This window comes from Paracoccus sulfuroxidans (assembly GCF_007830335.1).
GTDB classification, from domain to species: domain Bacteria; phylum Pseudomonadota; class Alphaproteobacteria; order Rhodobacterales; family Rhodobacteraceae; genus Paracoccus; species Paracoccus sulfuroxidans.
The window spans coordinates 125,604-143,951 of record NZ_VLKU01000003.1; the positions used below are offsets into that span (position 1 = coordinate 125,604).

Below are 18,348 nucleotides of genomic sequence, written 5' to 3' on the forward strand. Positions count from 1 at the left end.
CCGCGCGCCCGGAAGTGGCTTTTTCCCAAGCATTTTAGGCTAAACTGCCGCATCCGCTGCGTCGCAAATGCCATGCGACTTGCGTCTTTGGGGCCTCTGGGCCATAGGTTTTCCGCGAAATCGGATCCAAAAGGTAGACGATGCAGATTGAACCGACCGCCCTTGCAGGGGTGCTGGTGCTGACCCCCGCAAGGCATGGTGATGCCCGCGGCTTCTTCTCGGAAAGCTGGAATCGCAAGACCCTGCGTGAGGCGGGTGTCGACCTGCCCGAATTCGTGCAGGACAACCATTCGCTGTCGGCCGCGACCGGCACCTTGCGCGGGCTGCATTTTCAGGCGCCCCCGCATGCGCAGGGCAAGCTGGTGCGCTGCGTGCGCGGCCGTTTGCTGGACGTCGCGGTGGATGTGCGCCTTGGCAGCCCGACCTATGGCCAATGGGTGGCCGAGGAGCTGTCCTTCGAGAATGGCCGCCAGCTGTGGGTCCCTGCAGGCTTCCTGCATGGTTTCCTGACCCGCGAGCCGGACACGGAAATTGCTTATAAATGTACCGACCACTATGCTCCGGAATGCGACGGCAGCGTCGCCTGGGACAGTGTCGGTATCGACTGGGGCGTGACGGCCGAGCCCGTCCTTTCGGCCAAAGACAAAGCGGCAGTGCCGTTTGCCGAATTCAAAAGCCCCTTCACCTATGAGGAGTACGCATGAAGATTCTAGTGACCGGCGGTGCGGGCTTCATCGGTTCGGCTGTCGTGCGCCTTGCTGTGGCGCGCGGGCATGAGGTGGTGAACCTCGACGCGCTGACCTATGCGGCGAATCTGGAAAATGTGGCCTCGGTGACGAACAGCCCGCTTTACAGCTTTGAAGAGGCCGATATCCGCGACCGTGCCGCGCTGGACCGTGTGCTGGAAAAGCACCGTCCCGACGCGATCATGCATCTGGCCGCCGAAAGCCATGTCGATCGTTCGATCGACGGGCCGGGTGCCTTCATCGAAACGAACGTCAACGGCACCTACAACCTGCTGGAGGCCGCGCGCGCCTATTGGCTGGCGGCTGGCAAGCCCGAGGGGTTCCGCTTCCACCACATCTCGACCGATGAGGTCTTCGGTTCGCTGGGCGAGGAAGGGCAGTTCACCGAAACGACGCCCTATGATCCGCGCAGTCCCTATTCCTCCAGCAAGGCGGCCTCGGACCATCTGGTCCGCGCCTGGCATGAAACCTATGGCCTGCCGGTGGTGCTGACGAATTGCTCGAACAATTACGGGCCGTTCCACTTCCCCGAAAAGCTGGTGCCGGTGGTGATCCTGAACGCGCTCTCGGGCAAGCCGATCCCGGTCTATGGCGATGGCGGCAACGTCCGCGACTGGCTTTACGTCGAGGATCACGCCGACGCGCTGCTTCTGGTGCTGGAAAAGGGCGAGATCGGCCGCAGCTACAACATCGGCGGCGAGAATGAGGCGAAGAACATCGATCTGGTGCGCACGATCTGCGCCGAGATGGATCGGCTGCGCCCCGAAAGCGCGCCGCATGACGCGCTGATCTCTTTCGTCACCGACCGGCCCGGCCACGATCGCCGCTATGCCATCGACCCCACCCGGATCCGCACCGAGCTGGGCTGGCGTCCCTCGGTCACGGTCGAGGAGGGGCTGCGCAAGACGGTGGAATGGTATCTGGCGAATGAAGACTGGTGGCGTCCGCTGCTGGAGCGTCAGGGCGTCGGGGAAAGGCTTGGAAAAGCATGACGAGTTTGCTGATTTTCGGGCGGACGGGTCAGGTTGCGACCGAACTTGCGCTTCTTGCCCCCGATGCGACGTTTCTGGGCCGCGATGACGTCGATCTGACCGATGCCGAGGCCTGTGCTGCCGCCATCCGCGCCTCGGGCTGCGATGCGGTGATCAACGCCGCCGCCTATACGGCGGTCGATCAGGCCGAGGCCGAAAAGGAACTGGCCTTCGCGATCAATGCCAGCGCGCCCGCCGCCATGGCCGCCGAGGCCGCGCAGCTCGGCATTCCTTTCGTCCATATCTCGACCGATTACGTCTTCGACGGCTGCGGCAAAGAGCCCTGGGTCGAGGGTGATCCGGGGCGTCCGCTGGGCGTTTATGGCTCATCAAAGCTGGCCGGAGAGCGTGGGGTCGCTGCGGCCCGCGGTCAGGCGGTGATCCTGCGGACGTCATGGGTGTTTTCCGCCCATGGCAGCAATTTCGTCAAGACGATGCTGCGCCTTGGCGCCGAGCGTGATGAGTTGCGCGTGGTCGCTGACCAGTTCGGCGGGCCGACCCCGGCTGCCGATATCGCGGCGGCCTGCCTGCGCGTCATCGAAGGGATGCGCGCTGACCCCAAGCGTCGCGGCATCTATCATTTCGCCGGTGAGCCGGATACGACCTGGGCCGGATTTGCCCGGGAAATCATGGCGCAGGCGGGGCTGAACTGCCAGATCATCGACATTGCGTCGACTGAATACCCGACCCCGGCACGGCGTCCGACCAATTCCCGTCTGGACTGCTCTGCCATCGCCCGTGACTTCGGGCTTCAGCGCCCGGACTGGAAACTGGGGCTGGCCAAGGTTTTGACGGAGCTGAAACAAGATGGATAAGACCCCCGAGACTGGCGCGGTCGCGCGCAAAGGCATCATTCTGGCCGGGGGCTCGGGCACGCGGCTTTACCCGATCACCATGGGTGTGTCGAAGCAGCTTCTGCCGATCTATGACAAGCCGATGATCTACTATCCGATCTCGGTCCTGATGCTGGCCGGCATCCGCGAGATCGCGATCATCACCACGCCCGAGGATCAGGAACAGTTCCGTCGCCTGCTGTCGGACGGCTCACAGTGGGGGCTGCGCTTCGAATATCTGGTCCAGCCCTCGCCCGACGGGCTGGCGCAGGCCTATCTTCTGGCCGAGGACTTCCTCGCGGGCGCGCCCTCGGCCATGGTGCTGGGCGACAACATTTATTTCGGCGGCGGCCTTCCGGGTCTGCTGGCGGCGGCGAATGCGCGGACCGAGGGCGGCACGGTCTTCGGCTATCGCGTCGCCGACCCCGAGCGTTACGGCGTCGTGGCCTTCGACGAGGCGGGCGTGGTGAAATCCATCATCGAAAAGCCGTCGGAACCGCCTTCCGATTATGCGGTGACCGGTCTCTATTTCCTCGATGGCACCGCGCCCGAGCGCGCGCGCGGCGTCAAGCCCTCGGACCGGGGAGAGCTGGAGATCACGACTCTGCTCGAAACCTATCTGCATGACGGGCAGCTGACGGTCGAGCGCATGGGCCGGGGCTATGCCTGGCTGGATACCGGCACGCATGCGAGCCTTCTGGACGCAGGAAACTTCGTCCGCACGCTGGAACAGCGTCAGGGCCTGCAGACCGGCTGCCCCGAGGAAATCGCCTTCAATCATCGCTGGATTGACGCCGATGCGCTGCGGGCACGGGCCAAGCTTTTCTCGAAGAACGCCTATGGCCAGTATCTCCTGCGGCTTCTGGGCTAACGGTCGGGGATTTTGCGTTTCCAAAAGGCGGGCATCGATGGCCCGCCTTTTTTGTCAGATCTCGCGCGGCTGACGCAGCCGTCCCGCAAGGGCGGCCGCCATCAGCGCGGCCGTTCCGGCACGCGTCTGCCGGTAAAGCCCCATCTGCAGGAACGCCGCCGCCGTCACCGCGCCGTTTGAACGGACCGCCGCGTCAAAGCGACCAAACAGCACCCGGTTCTCAGCCGTCATCAGCTCCGCCACCGGCGCGAGGGCGTCCTGGTTCTGCCCGATCCAGCCCGCGAAGGTTCCGTCAAACAGCATCGAAAGCCGTGCCGCCTTTGCCCGCGACGTGTCATTGCGCCCCATCAGATTGCCCGGGTGCTGGCGATAGAACAGCACCTGCGCGGCATCGCGGGTGATCTGCGCCCCGGCCGCACTCATCAACTGATAGGTCCACCAGTCATGCGACACGACATTCGCCGCCGCCGCATAAGGGGCGGCCTTCTGCATCAGCCTTAGGGCCGCCGAGTTCGCGACAATGGTGTTGCCGGGCATGCAGGCCTGAATCAGCGCGTTGCGAAAGTGCAATCCGCGCGCGTAATGCGGCGCAGGCGTCAGGACGTTCAGGCTCTCGTCACAGATGGTGGTGCGGGCGGCATAGACCGCGGGCCCGTCGCGCCCCTCCAGATAGCGGGCGGCAAGAGCCAGCTTTTCCGGCCTCCAGACATCGTCCTGATCGCAGAAGGCGAACCAGCCATCCGGATCGGCCTGACCGATCAGATGCAGGAAGTTCCGGGTGGCCCCCTTGCGCGGCCCGTCGATCACCCGCAACTTATGCGCGGGCTGCGAGGCACCAAACTCCGCAATCATATCCAGCGTGCCGTCGGTCGAGCCGTCATCCGAGACCAGCAGGTTCCAGCCGTCGTCGGACTGCGCCGCGATGCTGGCCAACTGCTCGCGCAGGAACGGACTGCCGTTATAGGTGGCAAGCGCGATGGTGATCGGTGGGTGCACGGTCTTTCCTGGCAGGCAAAACCTGCGTTTACAGGTGCTCGTTTGCGCTGACTACTCCCCTTGTTTGCGGAATTCCAGATCGTTGCGGCTATTGTTCCTGCCGGGCGATGTTTTCGATCAGAATGCCGGTCGCGAGCCCGTCCGTCGCCTTCTGTGCGGCATTCAGCAGTCCAGCGCGCAGCTTCGCCAGATGTGCCTCGGCGGTAAAGTTCCCGTCGAAGCCGCCGGTATTGGCGTGGATCATCAACGCGCTCAGCAGCGAATCCCGCAGCTTGTGCTCGCTTGCCTGAACCATCGACAGGTTCTCTTCGGCGGTTTCGACCGTCAGGGTCAGGATCATCACCGACTGAACATTGTCGTTGCGCAGGATCGGAATGAAGAACTCGGTCGGCATGCGAAACCAGGCGGCCTTCACCGGTTCTTTGCTGGTGGTGTCCGGCGTGGAGGCTGCTTCTTCTGCATCCGCCTCGGCCTTCGCGGGATCAGCGCCACGCAACCAGCTTCCGCCGAAGGCGCCTGCGGCAAACCCCGCCACGCAGAGGAGGATCACAATCAGTTTTTTCATCGGGCGGGCTCGTCAATAGGGCAGGATGATGTCGGCGATCTGCTGGCCATAGCGCGGCTGCTGCACATCGCTGATCTGGCCGCGCCCGCCGTACGAGATCCGCGCGCCTGCAATACGGTCATAGGCGATCTCATTCTTGCGGCCGATGTCCGAGGGGCGGACGAAGCCACTGACCGTCAGTTCGCGGATTTCGTAGTTCACACGGACCTCTTGCGTGCCCTGAATGCGCAGCACCCCGTTTGGCAGCCGCTCGGTGACGGTGGCGGCGATGCGCAAAGTCAGCTTGTCGCGGCGCGAGATGTTGCCGCTGCCCTTGAAGGCCGACGCGCCGCTGGCCTTGGCCAGTTCGTCCATGCTTGCGCCTTCGGGCAGGACGCTGTCGATGCGCTGAGGAATGCCCATCATCGACGGGAGCGAGACAGAGTCGTTCGCGCTGCGCGTCCGGCCCGAGCTGTTCTGCATCTCGGCCCGATCGTCGATCTGGATCACGACGGTCAGGATGTCGCCTCTTTGCTGGGCCCGTCGATCACCGACGATGGCCGATTGTCCGCCCGCCCAAAGCGAGGCACGCCCTTCCGCCGCGCCTTCCTCGAAGACGGGCAGGTCATAGCGGGACTGGGACATGGCCTGAAATTCGGCCGAGTCGTCTCCGGGTGACATGTCAGGCACGCTGCCGACATTCGAGATCCGCCCGCAGGCCGAGGTGATGAGGGCAAGGAGCAGGCATCCGCCCAGGGCGGCGTGGCGGGTCGTTGCAACAGAAATCATGGCGATTGTCCTAATATTGCCGCACGACGACGGTTCCGTCGGCGGCGACGCGTCCGGAGACGGTGATACGCGAGGCGTTGTTCATGACCCGGATGGTTTCCCCGGCGCTTCCGGCAGAAAGCGCCCGGCCTTCGGCATCAATCCGGAGGGATGCGTTCACATATGAAATGGTCACGATCTGGTTGCGGTCGATCAGCGTGGGGGTTGTCAGGGTCGCGGGGTTGATCTGACGGCCCTCATAGATGGTGACGCGGGTCTGACGGCCGAGAATGGGGTCGACCTCGTTTGTGTTGGCCGCGATGACATCGCTTGCGGCGATGACGGTGCCAGCCGGAAGGGTGCGGGCGGCGGTCACGGCTTCGGCGCTGGCAACAGCGGGGCAGAGGGCGGCCAGTATGGGAAGAAGATATCTCATCGGATCTGCACCGTAGCGCCCAGCATCTGGTCGGCGGCGGTGATCACCTTCGAATTCATCTCATAGCCCCGCTGAGCCTTGATGAGTTCGGTGATTTCACGAACGGGGTCGACCGAGCTTTCCTCAAGGTATCCGGCGCGCAAAGTGCCCAGCCCCTGTTCTCCGGGCAATGCGACCTGGGCATTGCCGGAGGCTTCCGTTTCCAGAAACAGGTTCGAGCCGATCGCTTCCAAACCCTTTTCGTTGATGAAATCCGCCAGCGTGATCTGGCCCAGGTTTTCGGGCTCTACGCGGTCGCTGAAATAGGCAAAGACCTCGCCCGAAGCATTGATCGTGATCGAGCGCGCCTCGGCCGGGATGGTGATGTCGGGGACCAGCGGAAAGCCGTCCGAGGTCACGATCTGCCCCTCGGCCGAACGTTTCAGGCTCCCGTCGCGGGTATAGGCCGAGATGCCCGAGGGCAGGGTCACCTCCAGATAGCCGTTGCCGTCGATGGCGACATCAAGATCGCCGTTCGTTTGCAAAAGCGTCCCCTGCGCGAGGGTGACCGTGACCGCCGAGGGCCGGACGCCAAGACCAAGCTGGACGCCTGCGGGAACCATCGTGCCGTTCGTCGAGGTCAGGGTGCCCGGGCGCGTGGCCTGCTGGTATTGCAGGTCGGCGAACTCGGCCCGGCGGGCGTTGTAGCCGGTGGTCGACATGTTGGCGAGGTTGTTCGAGATGACCTCGACGCGCATGTTCTGGGCGCTCATGCCGGTTGCGGCGATTTGCAGGGCTCGCATGCGGATTCTCCTGTTAGCGGGTCATGGCGGTGATGGCGGCGCGGATCCGTTGATCTTCGCCATCAAGGAAGGACTGGCCGAGTTCGTAGGCGCGCTGGACCTCGATCATGCGTGAGATTTCCAGCACCGGATTGACGTTCGATTCCTCGAGGAAGCCTTGACGCACGCGCCCCTCTTCACGGGCGACAATTTCGGTTCCCGGCGTAAACAGGGTCCCGGCCTCGTGCAGCATCTGCGAGGGATCGGGCGGGCCGAAGACGCCGACGCGGCCGATTGGCAGGCCGTCCGCGGTGATCGTGCCGTCGTCGCCAACCCCGACATGGCGGATGCCGTCTGGAACGATGATGGGGGCCTGTCCGTCATCCAGAAGATGATGGCCGTCGGGGTTCACAAGCTCCCCCCCGGCATTCGGCATGAAGGCACCCGCGCGTGTCAGGCGATTGCCTTGCGGCGTCTGGACAAGGAAATAGCCCTCGCCTTCGATCGCAAGGTCGAACTGGCCATTCGTCAGGGTCATCGACCCGGCGCTGAGGTCGACCATCCGGCCGCGGGCATTCGCCATCGCCAGCGTTTCCCCCCGCCGGTCGAGGGCGACCATATATTCCGAGAACACCACGCCTTCGCGCCGAAAACCGGTGGTGTTCACGTTGGCGATGTTGTTCGCGATGGTCCGCATCTCTCGGGTCAGGCCCGATTGGCGCGTCAGGGCGGCGTAGATGGCGTTGTCCACGGGTCAGGATCCGATGATCTGGGGAATGATCTGATCGGTGAAAAATCCGACCAGAGTGGCGGTCATGAAGCTCATGCTGACCCAGAAAACGACCAGCATCAGGCCGATCTTCGGCACGAAGGTCAGCGTCATCTCCTGAACCGAGGTCAGGGCCTGGAAAAGGCCGATGACCACACCCGTGACCAGCGCCACGATCAGCAGCGGCGCGGACATGCGGACCGCGATCCATAGCGCCTGTCGGGTCAGGTCGAAGATGAGGTTTTCATCCATCGGATCAGACCGGCATCCGCAGGATTTCCTGATAAGCCTCGACCACCTTGTCGCGGATGGCGACGGCGGCATCGAGCGCGATCTCGGCCTGGGCGATGGACTGGACCAGCTGGTGCGTGTCGTTCTTGCCGGTCATCGCCCCCATCGAGGCGGTATCGACCTGCTCCATCACCTGGGCGAATTCGGAGGCGGCGTTCGTGACGCCTTTCGGCAGGCCCTGCGCGGGTTCGACCGCCGGACGGGCAGAGGCATAGGCTTGCGCGGCAATATTCGAGGTGAACATACGTTTCCTTTCAACGACGGATCAGATCCAGCAGAGACGAACTCATCTGCCGCGATTGTTCAAAGACACGAAGATTGGCCTCATAGCTGCGGTTGGCTTCGCGGGCGTCGGCGATCTCGATGACCAGATCGACGTTGGAGCCAAGGTAATAGCCGCTGTCATCGGCCATCGGATGGGCGGGGTCGAAGATCTGGGGCAGTTCGCGGCGATCGAGCCGCGTGGGGCTGGTCTCGACACCGCCCTTTCGGCGACCGAATTCGACGGCCTCTTGAAAGGCGACCAGCTTGCGGCGATAGCCGGGCGTATCGGCATTGGCGATGTTTTCCGAGACATGGCGCAGACGCACGGCCTGCGCCTTCATGCCTGAGGCCGCGATCTGCGTGGCGGTCAGATTGTCGCTCATCTTTCCTCCTCCTTATGCGCGGCGGCCAAGGCTGGTGCGGATCAGGCCCAGCGATGATTTGGTGATGGCCAGCGACAGGTCGAATTCGCGCTTGGCATCGGCCATCCGCACCATCTCATCCTCGATCGAGACGGTGTTGCCGTTGGGCGCGGGTTCGCCTTCGGTGTCGAAGGGACGGCCTTGTCCGCCCCCCCATTCCCCGGCCGCGACATGGGCAGGCCGGGTTGCGCGCATGCCCATCGGCTCGGCCCGGCGATAGGTCGCGGTGAAATCCGTGAGGTCGCGGGCGCGGTAGCCCGGCGTATCGGCATTTGCGACATTCCGCGCCACCAGCTTTTGCCGCTGAGCGCCATGAGACGTCATGGAACTGGCCATGCGCAGCGTTTCGATCCGGTCAAACAATCAGGTCACTCCCCAATCTTGTTAGATCCGGTCTTAACGACAATTGGTTTAGAAAGAGTGTAGCGGGGCGAGTTCTTGGTTCTGCGACCGAAATACCGGGGTTTCGTAGCGATTTACGGGCCTCGTCAGCCCTGATCCTCCGCCCCGCACAGCGTCATGAAGCGGGCGGCCACATGCGACAGCGCCCGGCGCGCGGGCCAGATCAGCAGGATTCGCCGCTCGAGTTGCAGATCGGCAAGCCTCAGAAACGCGAGCTGCGGGTCATCGAACAGCATCGCGGCCTTCTGCGGCAGAAGGCCCATGCCCATGCCCGCGCGGATCAGGCACAGCTGCCCGAAGGTCGAGGCGACGCGCATCGGCCCGCTTTTCAGCGCCGGGGGCAGGTCGGGCGCCTCCGCCAGCAGCCGCGCCGTGCCCGCGCCTTCGTCGAGGTGGATCAGGGTGGCCGCATCGACGTCCTCCAACCGGGGCAGGCGGCCCAGACGGGTCAGCGGGTGGCCGACCGGAACCACAAGGCCAAAGGGATCGCGCGCGATCTCTTGCGTCTTAAGAAGCGGCGAAGTGCCGGAATAGCCCGCGATGGCAAGGTCCAGATCGCCATCCGCGACCATGCGCGCCAGATCCTCGGCCGGGCCGTCGTGCAGGCGCACGGCGATGGCGGGATGATCGGCGCGAAAGCGGCGCAGCGCGGGCGCGACCAGATCGCCGATGGTCGAAGGCGAGGCCCCAAGCGCCAGCCGCCCGCGCTCCAGATCGGCGTTTTCCTGCAACCGCTCCAGCGCCATGTCCAGCGCCTCAAGCGCGGGGCGGGTGTCCTCGAGAAACTCCAGCCCGGCCTCGGTCAGCTGCGGCGGGCGCATGCGGCGGTCAAACAGCGGCACGCCTGCGCTGTCCTCAAGCTGGCGGATGGTCTCGGTCAGGGCCGAGGGCACGACGCCCAGCCGGTCGGCGGCGCGCGCAAATGACCCCTCGGAGCTGATGGCATGAAGGGCGCGCAGATGGCGCAGGTTCAGGTTCGTATTCTGCGAATTTATCTTCATTACATTCTATTTTTATGAAGATGAGATCCGTGGTTCAACAGGCAAAATCCCGAAAGGTCGCCATGTTTGACAGCCAGCCCATCCCGTCCCTGACCCACGCCCTGCGCGCGGCCGGTTTCCAAGGCGGGATCGAGACGGACCGCGCCCTGCGCGCCGCGATGTCGACGGACAATTCGGTCTATCAGATCACCCCCGATCTGATCGCCGCGCCGCGCGACGGGCAGGATGTGGTGCGGGCGCTGGCTGTGCTGCAGGATCCCGCCTTCGCCGATGTGGCGCTGACCGCGCGCGGCGGCGGCACCGGGACGAACGGGCAGGCGCTGAACCGGGGGCTGATCCTCGACATGCGGCGGCACATGAACCGGGTCCTGCAGATCAACGCGACCGAGGGTTGGGCGGATGTCGAGCCGGGCGTGGTGCTGGATGCGCTCAATGATGCGTTGCGCCCGCATGGCTGGTTCTTTGCGCCCGAGACCTCGACCTCGACCCGCTGCACCATCGGCGGCATGGTCTCGACCGATGCCTCGGGGAAGGGGTCGCGGATCTATGGCAAGACCTCGGACAATATCCTTGGGCTCGAGATCGCGCGCCCCGAGGGGCTGCTGTCTAGCCTTGTGCCTGCGCCCGATTGGGCAGGGCCGATGCTGGACGCGGCCGAGGCCGCCGCGCGGCAGGGGCGGGCGGCGTTCATTGCCGTGACCCCGCGCCTGAACCGCCGCTTCACCGGCTATGATCTGGACCGCGCCTGCCCAGAGACGGGCGGTTTTGAATGGTGGCGGCTCTTCTTGGGGGCCGAGGGCACGCTGGGCCCGATCACCCGCATCCGGGTCAAACTGCGCCGGATTGAGTCTGAAAAGCGCCTGATCGTCGCTGGTTTCGCCAGTTTCCGCGACGCCTTGGCTGCGGCGACGCCGCTTCTGGCCGATAATCCAACCGCCATCGAGGTGATGGACGAATGGGTCCAGCGCATCGCGCAGGATGCGGGCATTCTGGCGCGCCTGCCCGAAAACCTGCGCCCCGATGGTCCGGTCGCCTATGTTTTCATCGAGTTCAACGGACATGATCCCGCCGAGATGGCCGCGCGCATCGACACCTGCATGCAGCGCCTCCGCAGCCTGCAGGGCCAGATCGCCCTGCATCAGGCCCGTGATCTGGCCGAGATCCGAGAGCTTTGGGCGATCCGTTCCGCCGGGGTGGGGCTTCTGGGCAAGGTCGACGGTCCCGCACGCCCCATTGCCTTCGTCGAGGATTGCGTGGTCCCGCCGGAAAACCTGCCGGGCTTTGTCGATGACTTCCTCATGGTCCTGAAGGAGAACGGGCTGGGCTTCGGCATCTATGGCCATGTCGATGTGGGCTGCCTGCACATCCGTCCCGCGCTGAACATTGATGAGACGACGGATCGGGCGAAGCTGGTCGCGGTCTCGGATGCGGTCTTCGCGCTGACGCGGAAATATGGCGGCATTTTCTGGGGTGAGCATGGCAAGGGCGTGCGGGGTGCCTATCTGCCCGAATGGATCGGGCCCAAGGCCTATGCCGCGCTGCAAGCGGTCAAACAGGCGTTTGATCCCGCCGAGCGGTTCAACCCCGGCAAGCTGGTCACGCTGAACCGCCCGCGCATGGGCATCGCGACGACGCCCTTCCGGCCCTTCAACGCAAGGCCCGGTGACGCGCTGGAGAAGGCGTTTCGCTGCAACGGGAATGCGCAATGCCTCAGCTATCAGGCGGCGGCGCCTATGTGCCCTTCGTTCAAGGCGACGGGCGATCTGCGCCATTCGCCGAAAGGACGCGCGGATGCGCTGCGTGCGTGGAAGGTCGCGCGGGACGCGGGCCAGCCCGCACCCGAGGGCGATCTGATGGCGGCGCTGGACACCTGCCTTGGCTGCAAGGCTTGCGCCTCGACTTGCCCGGTGCAGGTCGACATCCCCTCGATGCGGGCGGCCTTTTATGCCGATCACTACAGCCGCAATGCGCGGCCACTCTCGGACCACCTGGTGCTGTTGGCTGAGCGGTTCAGCCCGCTGACGGTGGCGCTTGCCCCGCTGCTGCGCCCGCTCTGGCCCCTGGCGCGACGACTGGCTGAGCGGACGTTGAAGACGGTCGACATGCCCGCCCGTCTGGCCCGGCCGGTGGCGGCGCGGCATCGCATCAAACTCTCGGATCTGGGCCACCCGCTGCCCGAAAACACGGTGCTGCTGTGGCAGGACTGGTTCACTGCCCTCTTTGATGCCGAGGTCGCGCAGGACGCCGTCGCGGGCCTCAGCGCCCTTGGCTATCACCCGTTGCTGGTTTCCATGCGCCCTGCAGGCAAGGCCGCGCAGAACATGGGGGCCGAGGCCGCCTTCCGGCGCATGGCCAAGCGGCTGGTCGCGGCGCTGGAAAAAGGGGCGGCGACGGGCGCGCCGATGATCGGTCTGGATCCGGCCTTCGTGATGATGCTGCGGCAGGATTACCCCAAGGCCGGGCTGGCCCCGCCGCGCGTGATGCTGGCGCAGGAGTTTCTGGTGGCCGAGATCGCCTCGGGGCGGCGTTTCCCGCAGGTGCGCGGGCAGGGGGCCGTGCCCCGCATCCTCACGCATTGTACCGAGCAGACGGCGCTGCCGAATGCCGGGGCGCTTTGGGCGCAGGTCTTTGCGGGACTTGGGCTGAAGGCCACGCCCAGCCCCTCGGGCTGCTGCGGCATGGCGGGGCTGTTCGGGCATCAGGAACGGCACCAGACCGTGTCGCGCAGGCTTTACGACATGTCTTGGCGGGATCAGGTCGAGGGTGACGCGCCGGTGCTGGCCACCGGGTTTTCCTGCCGTTGTCAGGCCGAACGCCTCAGCGACGCGAAGCTGCGTCACCCGCTTGGGATGATCGCCGACGCCTTGCAGGTCTAACCTGTCAGATCGCGCGGGTGTTCTGGCCAACCCGCGCTTTTCCTGCGATAAATCGGGGAAAACAAGAAAGCGACCGCATGGCCATCGGCAAAGTCATCAAGGCTAATCTTTCGGAACAGATCTATGGCCATCTGCGGCTGGCGCTGATGGAGGGCGAATATCGCCCGGGTGAGCGGCTGACGATCAGCGGCGTGGCCGAGCTTTACGGCACCTCGATCACCCCTGTGCGTGAGGCGATCATGCGGCTGGCATCAGAGCAGGTGCTGACCTTCACGGCGGCGACCTCGGTCGTGGTGCCGGAACTGACGCCGCGCGACCTGCGCGAGATCGTGGCGATCCGCGACAAGCTGGAGGGCATGGCCGCCCATCGCGTCGGCCAGATCGCCACGCCCGAGATGGTCGCCGAATTCGAGGCGCTGAACGCCAGCTTCATCGCTGCCGCCGCGACCGACCCCCGCGAGGCCGCGCAAAGCAACCGTGAGTTTCATTTTCTGATCCTGCGCCGGGCCGAGCTGCCCTATGTCGAAACCATCTGCGAAAACATGTGGGCGATGATGGGGCCGTTCCTGCGCACTTTCCATGAGCGGATGCCGGTGCGGCGGCTCTCGGGGCAGGACCACCAGCATTTCCGCTTCATCGACGCGCTGCGCCAGAATGATGCGGCTGCGGCGCAGGCCGCGATGCAGGCCGATATCGACTGGGCGAACGAGCTGATCGCGCGGATCGAGGCAGGCGAAAGCTGAAAGGGCGCCCAAGCGGGCGCCCCTTTTTTGTCAGGCGATCTAATCAGGCGATGGAATAGCCGCCGTCGACCGGCAGCAGCGCGCCGTTCACATAGCGCGCGGCGGGTGAGACCAGAAAGCCGATGACCTCGGCGATCTCGTCCGGCTCCCCCCAGCGGCCCAGCGGAATGCGCGCGGTGATGCCCGGTTCGCGCGTGGGATCGTTCTTCGCTCCGGCCCCCATGCGGGTGTTGATCCAGCCGGGCGCAATGGCGTTGCAGCGCACGCCCTCGGGGCCCCAGGCCACCGCGATCGAGCGGGTCAGCGCCACGATGGCCCCCTTCGAGGCCGCGTAAGCCGGAGAGCGCGCAGAGCCGAACCAGCTCCACATCGAGGCGAGGTTCACGATGGACCCGCCCGAGGCGACGAGCTTCTCACGCGCAGCCGTCGCCGCGGCCAGCGAGGCGGTCAGGTTCACGTTCAGCACGGCGTTAAACTCATCCGCGTGCCATTCGCGCATCTGCCGGATGATGCCCGCGCAATTGACCAGCGCGTCGATCTGATCGGCGCGGGCCATCAGCGCGGCCAGATCCTCGGCGCTGGTGACGTCGGTGCGATGGAATTCCAGCCCCTCGGGCAGATCGTCCTCATGGTCGATCCCGCCCGCGATGACGCGCCAGCCCTGGGTTAGCAGGTGGCGGCTGGTGGCAAGGCCGATGCCGGTGCCGCCGCCGGTGATGATTGCGGTTTTCATGCGCTTGCCCCCTTACGACTTGCGGGCAAGGAAGGCTTCCGCCACCTCGCGAATGCCCGCGCCATCCAGCTTGTAATGGGCGTAAAGATGCGTCGGCGGCGCGATCAGCGCATATTCGTCATAGATGCCGTGACGCTTCAGCCGCACGCCCTTGCCCTCATCGGCCAGAACCTCGGCCACGGCAGAGCCGAGCCCGCCCATGACGTTATGTTCCTCGACCGTCATGATGCAGCGCGACTGTTCCGCCGCCGCCAGCACCGCGTCCCGGTCCAGCGGCTTGATCGAGGCCATGTCGATCACGCCGACCGAGCGTCCCGCCGCATTCATCGCCGCCGCCGCCTCAATTGCTGCATGCACGGTGATCCCGCAGGCGATCAGCGTCAGCTCCTCTCCCTGTGAATGCACATGCGCCTTGCCGAAACGGAACTCGGTCCCGCCCTCATAGACGATGGGGTCGCGGCCGCGCCCGATGCGGAAATAGATCGGCTGGTCCCAATCGGCCGAAGCGCGGATCGCGGCCTCCAGCTGCGCCCCGTCCGAGGGCGAGACGATGGCCAGATCGGCGATCGAGCGCATGGTCCCGATATCCTCGGTCGCGTGATGTGAGGTGCCGTAAAAGCCCAGCGAGATGCCGGTGTGATGCCCAATGAGCCGCACGGGCTGCGCCGAATAGGCGATGTCCATGCGGATCTGTTCGCAGGCCAGCAGGCCAAGGAAGGAGGAAAACGTCGCGACGAAAGGCGTGACGCCGGTGGTGGCAATGCCCGCCGCGACCGAGACCATGTTCTGTTCCGAGATACCGAACGAGATGTAGCGGTCCGGATGCACAGCGGCAAAGCGGTTCAGCCCGTTCGAATATTGCAGATCGGCTGAGCCGGCGACGACGTTGTGACCGGCCTCGACCAGTTGCAGAAGGCCGTTCGACAGGTGGTCAAGCCCCGGGTTCACCGCGTTCAGCCCGCGATATTGCCAGGAATTGGGGGATTTCGGACCATTCATGTCAGATAACCTTCGATTTGATTTCGGCGATGGCGTCATCGGCGTCAGAGCTGTCCAGCCAGCCCAGATGCCAGCCCGGCTCGGTTTCCATGTAGGAGACACCCTTGCCCTTCACGGTTTTCGAGATGACCAGCGCCGGTTTCTCGCGCGTGTCATCGGCGCGCAGGCGGCGCATAAGCTCGGTCACGGCGGCGATGTCATGGCCGTCGACGCTGTGGACCTCCCAGCCGAAGGCGCGCCATTTTTCATCGAGCGGCTCGATGTTCATGACGTCATCAACCTTGCCGTCCAGCTGGTAGCCGTTGCGGTCGACAATCGCGATCAGGTTCTTCATGCGGTTCTGGGCGGCGAAAAGCGCGGCCTCCCAGACCTGGCCTTCCTGCATCTCGCCATCGCCCATCATGCAGAAGACCTTGTAATCCTTGCCGGTCCAGCGCTGCGCCAGCGCGATGCCGATGGCATTGGACAGCGCATGCCCGATTGATCCGGACGAGAAGTCGACCCCCGGCACCTTGCGCATGTCCGGGTGATCGCCCAGCGGGCTGCCAAGGCGGGTATAGTCGTCCAGCCATTCCTTGGGGAAGAACTCCAGATCCGCATAGATCGGGAACAGCCCGACGGCGGCATGGCCCTTGCCAATGGTGAAGCGGTCACGCCCGTCCCAGCCCGGCTCGCCCCGGCGCAGGTTCATCACGTCATAATAGAGCGCCGAAAACATCTCGGCCGCCGAAAAGACCGAGCTGTAATGCCCGGTCTTCGCAATATCGATCAGGCGGACGGTCTCCAGCCGGATGAACTGCGCGCGCTCGCGCAGGCGGGCGATGGTCGCGTCATCAGGGGCATAGCTGTTCGCGCCGGGCGTCAGCCCGAGGGGCGAGGGCAGGGTCATTCTTGGTCTCCTGTGAGGGGCGCGGGATCTGGGGCGCGCCCTGCAATGCTGCCGGGCGATTCATTTCCGCCCGATGAGTGGAAGGATATTGACTCGCGTAAGATGTATCAAGCATCATATATGATATGTGATGCGGAAAAGTGGGAGAGCCGCCGTGATCGTCTTCGGATCGCCGTCAAGATATGTGCAGGGTGCCGGAGCGCTGGATCGCATCGGGACCGAGCTCGCGCGCATGGGCGGCTCCGTCGCGCTGGTGATCGACCCGGTGATCGAGGCCCGCCACGGCGCGGCGATCCGCGTGGCCTGTGCGCACGCCGATGTCGCGCCGCAGATGCTGGTCTTTGGCGGCGAATGCACGGATGCCGAGATTGACCGGCTGGCGGCGGGGCTTTCAGACGCGCCCCGGATCGTCGGCGCGATTGGCGGCGGCAAATGCATCGATGCGGGCAAGGCTCTGGCGCATCGGCTGGGCGCGCGGGTGGTGACGGTGCCCAGCATCGCCTCGACCGACGCGCCAACCTCGCACAACTATGTGGTCTATGATGCGAATCACCAGATGGTCGCGGTCCGCAAACTGCCCCTGAACCCCGAGCTGGTGCTGGTCGATACCGCCGTCATTGCCGCCGCGCCCGTCCCGCTGTTTCTGGCCGGGATCGGCGATGCCATCGGCAAGATCCATGAGGTGCGCTGCTGCGCCGAGGCGGATGGGGCGAATATCTTCGGCGGGCGCTCGGCCCTGACGGCGGTGGCGCTGGCTCGCGCCTGCCACCAGATCATCCTGACCGATGGCGAAGCAGCGCTGGCCGCTGTCGCCCGCCAGACCCCCGATGCCGCGCTTGAGCGCGTGGTCGAGGCGACCGTCCTGATGAGCGGGCTGGCCTTCGAAAGCGGCGGCCTGTCGGTTGCGCATTCGATGACGCGCGGCCTGACCGCGCTGGAGCCCTGGTCGCGGCAGATGCACGGGTTTCAGGTGGCCTATGCGAGTGTCGTCCAGATGCGCGCCCAGAGCGCGCCCGAGGCCGAAATCGACGCCTTTGCAGGCTTTTGCCGCCGCATCGGCCTGCCGGTCACGCTGGCAGATCTGGGCGGGCGCGCGGCCCGGCCCGATGAGATCGCCCGCATTGCCGAGGCCACGATGACCGCGCCCCATATCGGCCATCTGCCGCAGCCCATCGACGTGGCGGGGCTGATCCGCGCCATTGACTGGGTCGAGGCGCGCTTTGCCAGGGTGCCCGCCTGATGGCGGCGCTAGTCGCGGACATGGGCCAGAAGCCCGGCGCCGCCCCCTTCGATGTCCATGTTCAGCGCCTCATAAGCGCCGTCGGGATCCTTGTTGCGGATCGCCGTGACGATGCGCACATGCGGATGCGGGTCCCAGTTCGGCGGCAGCCCGCCATCGTAAAGATGCGACAAAAGCGGCCCGCAGCGGACCCAAAGGTTCGACACGACCTCGTAGGACACGGGCAGGCCCGCGATCTCGCAAAGCTTCAGGTGAAACTTGGTGTTGAGGCCGATGGCGCGGGAAAACTCGCCCGCATCCTGCGCGACGACAAGGTCGACATGCACCTGTTCCAGCTCGTCCACGGCTTCGGGGGTGGCGGTCAGCGCGGCCTGACGCGCGGCATTGCCCTCAAGAAAGCCGCGGATCTTGCGCACCTCGATCAGCGTCGCCCGCGTCAGATGCGGGACCGAGATCCGGCCGCGCCCGTCCATCTCCAGCGCGTGCTCGGTCACCAGACGCAGCAGCGCCTCGCGCATCGGGGTCGCGCTGATTCCAAAGCTTTTCGAGATCGGGCGCAGGGGCAATTCATCCCCCGGCTTCATCCGGCCCTCCATCAGCGCCTCGCGCAGATTGGTATAGGCAAGCTCGCTAAGGTTCTGGCGTTGAATGGGTTTTATCCACTCGCTGGTTGCTGGCTCCAAATTTTCCCCCGCTCGGTTGCCGCCAAAGCGGCGGATTGGAATTGACTTAG

At 65.1% G+C, this 18,348-nt stretch carries 22 protein-coding genes; 7 read left to right on the forward strand and 15 right to left on the reverse strand.

The window, feature by feature from the left end; all coding sequences use genetic code 11:
* The first annotated feature begins 140 nt into the window (after window positions 1-140).
* The 4 genes from rfbC to rfbA are packed head-to-tail and all read left to right on the forward strand — an operon-like array spanning window position 141 to window position 3,481.
* A complete protein-coding gene (gene rfbC / locus IQ24_RS05490; RefSeq protein ID WP_145396806.1) occupies window positions 141-704 on the forward strand; it encodes a dTDP-4-dehydrorhamnose 3,5-epimerase in 564 nt (187 codons plus the stop codon).
* Window positions 701-1,738, forward strand: a complete 1,038-nt coding sequence (rfbB, locus tag IQ24_RS05495; RefSeq protein WP_145396807.1) for a dTDP-glucose 4,6-dehydratase — start codon at window positions 701-703, stop codon at window positions 1,736-1,738. Before rfbC ends, rfbB begins: the two co-directional genes overlap by 4 nt.
* On the forward strand, window positions 1,735-2,592 hold the full coding sequence (gene rfbD, locus IQ24_RS05500) for a dTDP-4-dehydrorhamnose reductase (RefSeq protein ID WP_145396808.1): 858 nt from the start codon (window positions 1,735-1,737) through the stop codon (window positions 2,590-2,592). Before rfbB ends, rfbD begins: the two co-directional genes overlap by 4 nt.
* On the forward strand, window positions 2,585-3,481 hold the full coding sequence (rfbA, locus tag IQ24_RS05505) for a glucose-1-phosphate thymidylyltransferase RfbA (RefSeq protein ID WP_145396809.1): 897 nt from the start codon (window positions 2,585-2,587) through the stop codon (window positions 3,479-3,481). The genes rfbD and rfbA overlap by 8 nt, the downstream gene beginning before the upstream one ends.
* A gap of 54 nt (window positions 3,482-3,535) precedes the next feature.
* Here rfbA and IQ24_RS05510 read toward each other — a convergent pair whose 3' ends face one another.
* From IQ24_RS05510 to IQ24_RS05560, 11 genes are all read right to left on the reverse strand, one after another.
* Window positions 3,536-4,477 (reverse strand): glycosyltransferase, encoded by a 942-nt coding sequence (locus tag IQ24_RS05510; protein ID WP_158637479.1) that lies wholly within the window; start codon window positions 4,475-4,477, stop codon window positions 3,536-3,538.
* 88 nt (window positions 4,478-4,565) lie between these two features.
* Window positions 4,566-5,042 (reverse strand): hypothetical protein, encoded by a 477-nt coding sequence (locus IQ24_RS05515; protein WP_145396811.1) that lies wholly within the window; start codon window positions 5,040-5,042, stop codon window positions 4,566-4,568.
* 12 nt (window positions 5,043-5,054) lie between these two features.
* Window positions 5,055-5,810 (reverse strand): flagellar basal body L-ring protein FlgH, encoded by a 756-nt coding sequence (gene flgH / locus IQ24_RS05520; protein WP_145396812.1) that lies wholly within the window; start codon window positions 5,808-5,810, stop codon window positions 5,055-5,057.
* A gap of 10 nt (window positions 5,811-5,820) precedes the next feature.
* Window positions 5,821-6,225, reverse strand: coding sequence for a flagellar basal body P-ring formation chaperone FlgA (flgA, locus tag IQ24_RS05525; RefSeq protein ID WP_145396813.1), 405 nt, complete (start codon window positions 6,223-6,225; stop codon window positions 5,821-5,823).
* Window positions 6,222-7,007 carry a flagellar basal-body rod protein FlgG gene (gene flgG, locus IQ24_RS05530; RefSeq protein ID WP_145396814.1) on the reverse strand — a complete coding sequence of 262 codons (786 nt, stop codon included), beginning with the start codon at window positions 7,005-7,007 and terminating at the stop codon, window positions 6,222-6,224. Before flgG ends, flgA begins: the two co-directional genes overlap by 4 nt.
* 13 nt (window positions 7,008-7,020) lie before the next feature.
* Window positions 7,021-7,737 carry a flagellar hook-basal body complex protein gene (locus tag IQ24_RS05535; protein ID WP_145396815.1) on the reverse strand — a complete coding sequence of 239 codons (717 nt, stop codon included), beginning with the start codon at window positions 7,735-7,737 and terminating at the stop codon, window positions 7,021-7,023.
* A gap of 3 nt (window positions 7,738-7,740) precedes the next feature.
* Complete coding sequence (locus tag IQ24_RS05540) at window positions 7,741-8,007, reverse strand: flagellar biosynthetic protein FliQ (RefSeq protein ID WP_145396816.1); 267 nt, start codon at window positions 8,005-8,007, stop codon at window positions 7,741-7,743.
* A gap of 4 nt (window positions 8,008-8,011) precedes the next feature.
* A complete protein-coding gene (fliE, locus tag IQ24_RS05545; protein ID WP_145396817.1) occupies window positions 8,012-8,290 on the reverse strand; it encodes a flagellar hook-basal body complex protein FliE in 279 nt (92 codons plus the stop codon).
* A 10-nt stretch (window positions 8,291-8,300) separates the two neighbouring features.
* Window positions 8,301-8,693 carry a flagellar basal body rod protein FlgC gene (flgC, locus tag IQ24_RS05550; protein WP_145396818.1) on the reverse strand — a complete coding sequence of 131 codons (393 nt, stop codon included), beginning with the start codon at window positions 8,691-8,693 and terminating at the stop codon, window positions 8,301-8,303.
* A 12-nt stretch (window positions 8,694-8,705) separates the two neighbouring features.
* Complete coding sequence (locus IQ24_RS05555; RefSeq protein ID WP_145396819.1) at window positions 8,706-9,095, reverse strand: FlgB family protein; 390 nt, start codon at window positions 9,093-9,095, stop codon at window positions 8,706-8,708.
* Between the two features lie 125 nt (window positions 9,096-9,220).
* Window positions 9,221-10,135 carry a LysR family transcriptional regulator gene (locus IQ24_RS05560; protein ID WP_145396820.1) on the reverse strand — a complete coding sequence of 305 codons (915 nt, stop codon included), beginning with the start codon at window positions 10,133-10,135 and terminating at the stop codon, window positions 9,221-9,223.
* Window positions 10,136-10,197: 62 nt separating this feature from the next.
* On the opposite strand from IQ24_RS05560, the gene IQ24_RS05565 reads away from it, so the two are divergent.
* Together IQ24_RS05565 and IQ24_RS05570 are read left to right on the forward strand one after the other, a co-directional pair.
* Window positions 10,198-13,011, forward strand: a complete 2,814-nt coding sequence (locus IQ24_RS05565) for an FAD-binding and (Fe-S)-binding domain-containing protein (protein ID WP_145396821.1) — start codon at window positions 10,198-10,200, stop codon at window positions 13,009-13,011.
* A gap of 77 nt (window positions 13,012-13,088) precedes the next feature.
* Entirely contained in the window at window positions 13,089-13,754 is a 666-nt protein-coding gene (locus IQ24_RS05570; RefSeq protein WP_145396822.1) for a GntR family transcriptional regulator, read from the forward strand.
* A gap of 43 nt (window positions 13,755-13,797) precedes the next feature.
* Here IQ24_RS05570 and IQ24_RS05575 read toward each other — a convergent pair whose 3' ends face one another.
* Genes IQ24_RS05575 through IQ24_RS05585 form a run of 3 tightly spaced genes read right to left on the reverse strand, consistent with a single transcriptional unit; the run spans window position 13,798 to window position 16,375 of the window.
* Window positions 13,798-14,487: an SDR family NAD(P)-dependent oxidoreductase gene (locus IQ24_RS05575; RefSeq protein ID WP_145396823.1), complete on the reverse strand. Its 690-nt coding sequence runs from the start codon at window positions 14,485-14,487 to the stop codon at window positions 13,798-13,800.
* 12 nt (window positions 14,488-14,499) lie between these two features.
* Window positions 14,500-15,486, reverse strand: a complete 987-nt coding sequence (locus IQ24_RS05580; RefSeq protein ID WP_145396824.1) for a transketolase family protein — start codon at window positions 15,484-15,486, stop codon at window positions 14,500-14,502.
* 1 nt (window position 15,487) lies between these two features.
* Window positions 15,488-16,375, reverse strand: coding sequence for a transketolase (locus tag IQ24_RS05585; protein ID WP_145396825.1), 888 nt, complete (start codon window positions 16,373-16,375; stop codon window positions 15,488-15,490).
* Between the two features lie 154 nt (window positions 16,376-16,529).
* On the opposite strand from IQ24_RS05585, the gene IQ24_RS05590 reads away from it, so the two are divergent.
* Window positions 16,530-17,615 carry a glycerol dehydrogenase gene (locus IQ24_RS05590; RefSeq protein WP_199756493.1) on the forward strand — a complete coding sequence of 362 codons (1,086 nt, stop codon included), beginning with the start codon at window positions 16,530-16,532 and terminating at the stop codon, window positions 17,613-17,615.
* Window positions 17,616-17,623: 8 nt separating this feature from the next.
* On the opposite strand, the gene IQ24_RS05595 is transcribed toward IQ24_RS05590, so the two are convergent.
* Entirely contained in the window at window positions 17,624-18,298 is a 675-nt protein-coding gene (locus IQ24_RS05595) for a GntR family transcriptional regulator (protein WP_199756494.1), read from the reverse strand.
* Window positions 18,299-18,348: the final 50 nt, after the last annotated feature.

Bases quoted from the DNA above. Each gene is read 5' to 3' on its own strand.
- rfbC (WP_145396806.1), top strand. From the start codon at position 141: ATGCAGATTGAACCGACCGCCCTTGCAGGGGTGCTGGTGCTGACCCCC.
- rfbB (WP_145396807.1), top strand. From the start codon at position 701: ATGAAGATTCTAGTGACCGGCGGTGCGGGCTTCATCGGTTCGGCTGTC.
- rfbD (WP_145396808.1), top strand. From the start codon at position 1,735: ATGACGAGTTTGCTGATTTTCGGGCGGACGGGTCAGGTTGCGACCGAA.
- rfbA (WP_145396809.1), top strand. From the start codon at position 2,585: ATGGATAAGACCCCCGAGACTGGCGCGGTCGCGCGCAAAGGCATCATT.
- IQ24_RS05515 (WP_145396811.1), bottom strand. From the start codon at position 5,042: ATGAAAAAACTGATTGTGATCCTCCTCTGCGTGGCGGGGTTTGCCGCA.
- flgH (WP_145396812.1), bottom strand. From the start codon at position 5,810: ATGATTTCTGTTGCAACGACCCGCCACGCCGCCCTGGGCGGATGCCTG.
- flgA (WP_145396813.1), bottom strand. From the start codon at position 6,225: ATGAGATATCTTCTTCCCATACTGGCCGCCCTCTGCCCCGCTGTTGCC.
- flgG (WP_145396814.1), bottom strand. From the start codon at position 7,007: ATGCGAGCCCTGCAAATCGCCGCAACCGGCATGAGCGCCCAGAACATG.
- IQ24_RS05540 (WP_145396816.1), bottom strand. From the start codon at position 8,007: ATGGATGAAAACCTCATCTTCGACCTGACCCGACAGGCGCTATGGATC.
- fliE (WP_145396817.1), bottom strand. From the start codon at position 8,290: ATGTTCACCTCGAATATTGCCGCGCAAGCCTATGCCTCTGCCCGTCCG.
- flgC (WP_145396818.1), bottom strand. From the start codon at position 8,693: ATGAGCGACAATCTGACCGCCACGCAGATCGCGGCCTCAGGCATGAAG.
- IQ24_RS05560 (WP_145396820.1), bottom strand. From the start codon at position 10,135: ATGAAGATAAATTCGCAGAATACGAACCTGAACCTGCGCCATCTGCGC.
- IQ24_RS05565 (WP_145396821.1), top strand. From the start codon at position 10,198: ATGTTTGACAGCCAGCCCATCCCGTCCCTGACCCACGCCCTGCGCGCG.
- IQ24_RS05570 (WP_145396822.1), top strand. From the start codon at position 13,089: ATGGCCATCGGCAAAGTCATCAAGGCTAATCTTTCGGAACAGATCTAT.
- IQ24_RS05575 (WP_145396823.1), bottom strand. From the start codon at position 14,487: ATGAAAACCGCAATCATCACCGGCGGCGGCACCGGCATCGGCCTTGCC.
- IQ24_RS05580 (WP_145396824.1), bottom strand. From the start codon at position 15,486: ATGAATGGTCCGAAATCCCCCAATTCCTGGCAATATCGCGGGCTGAAC.
- IQ24_RS05585 (WP_145396825.1), bottom strand. From the start codon at position 16,375: ATGACCCTGCCCTCGCCCCTCGGGCTGACGCCCGGCGCGAACAGCTAT.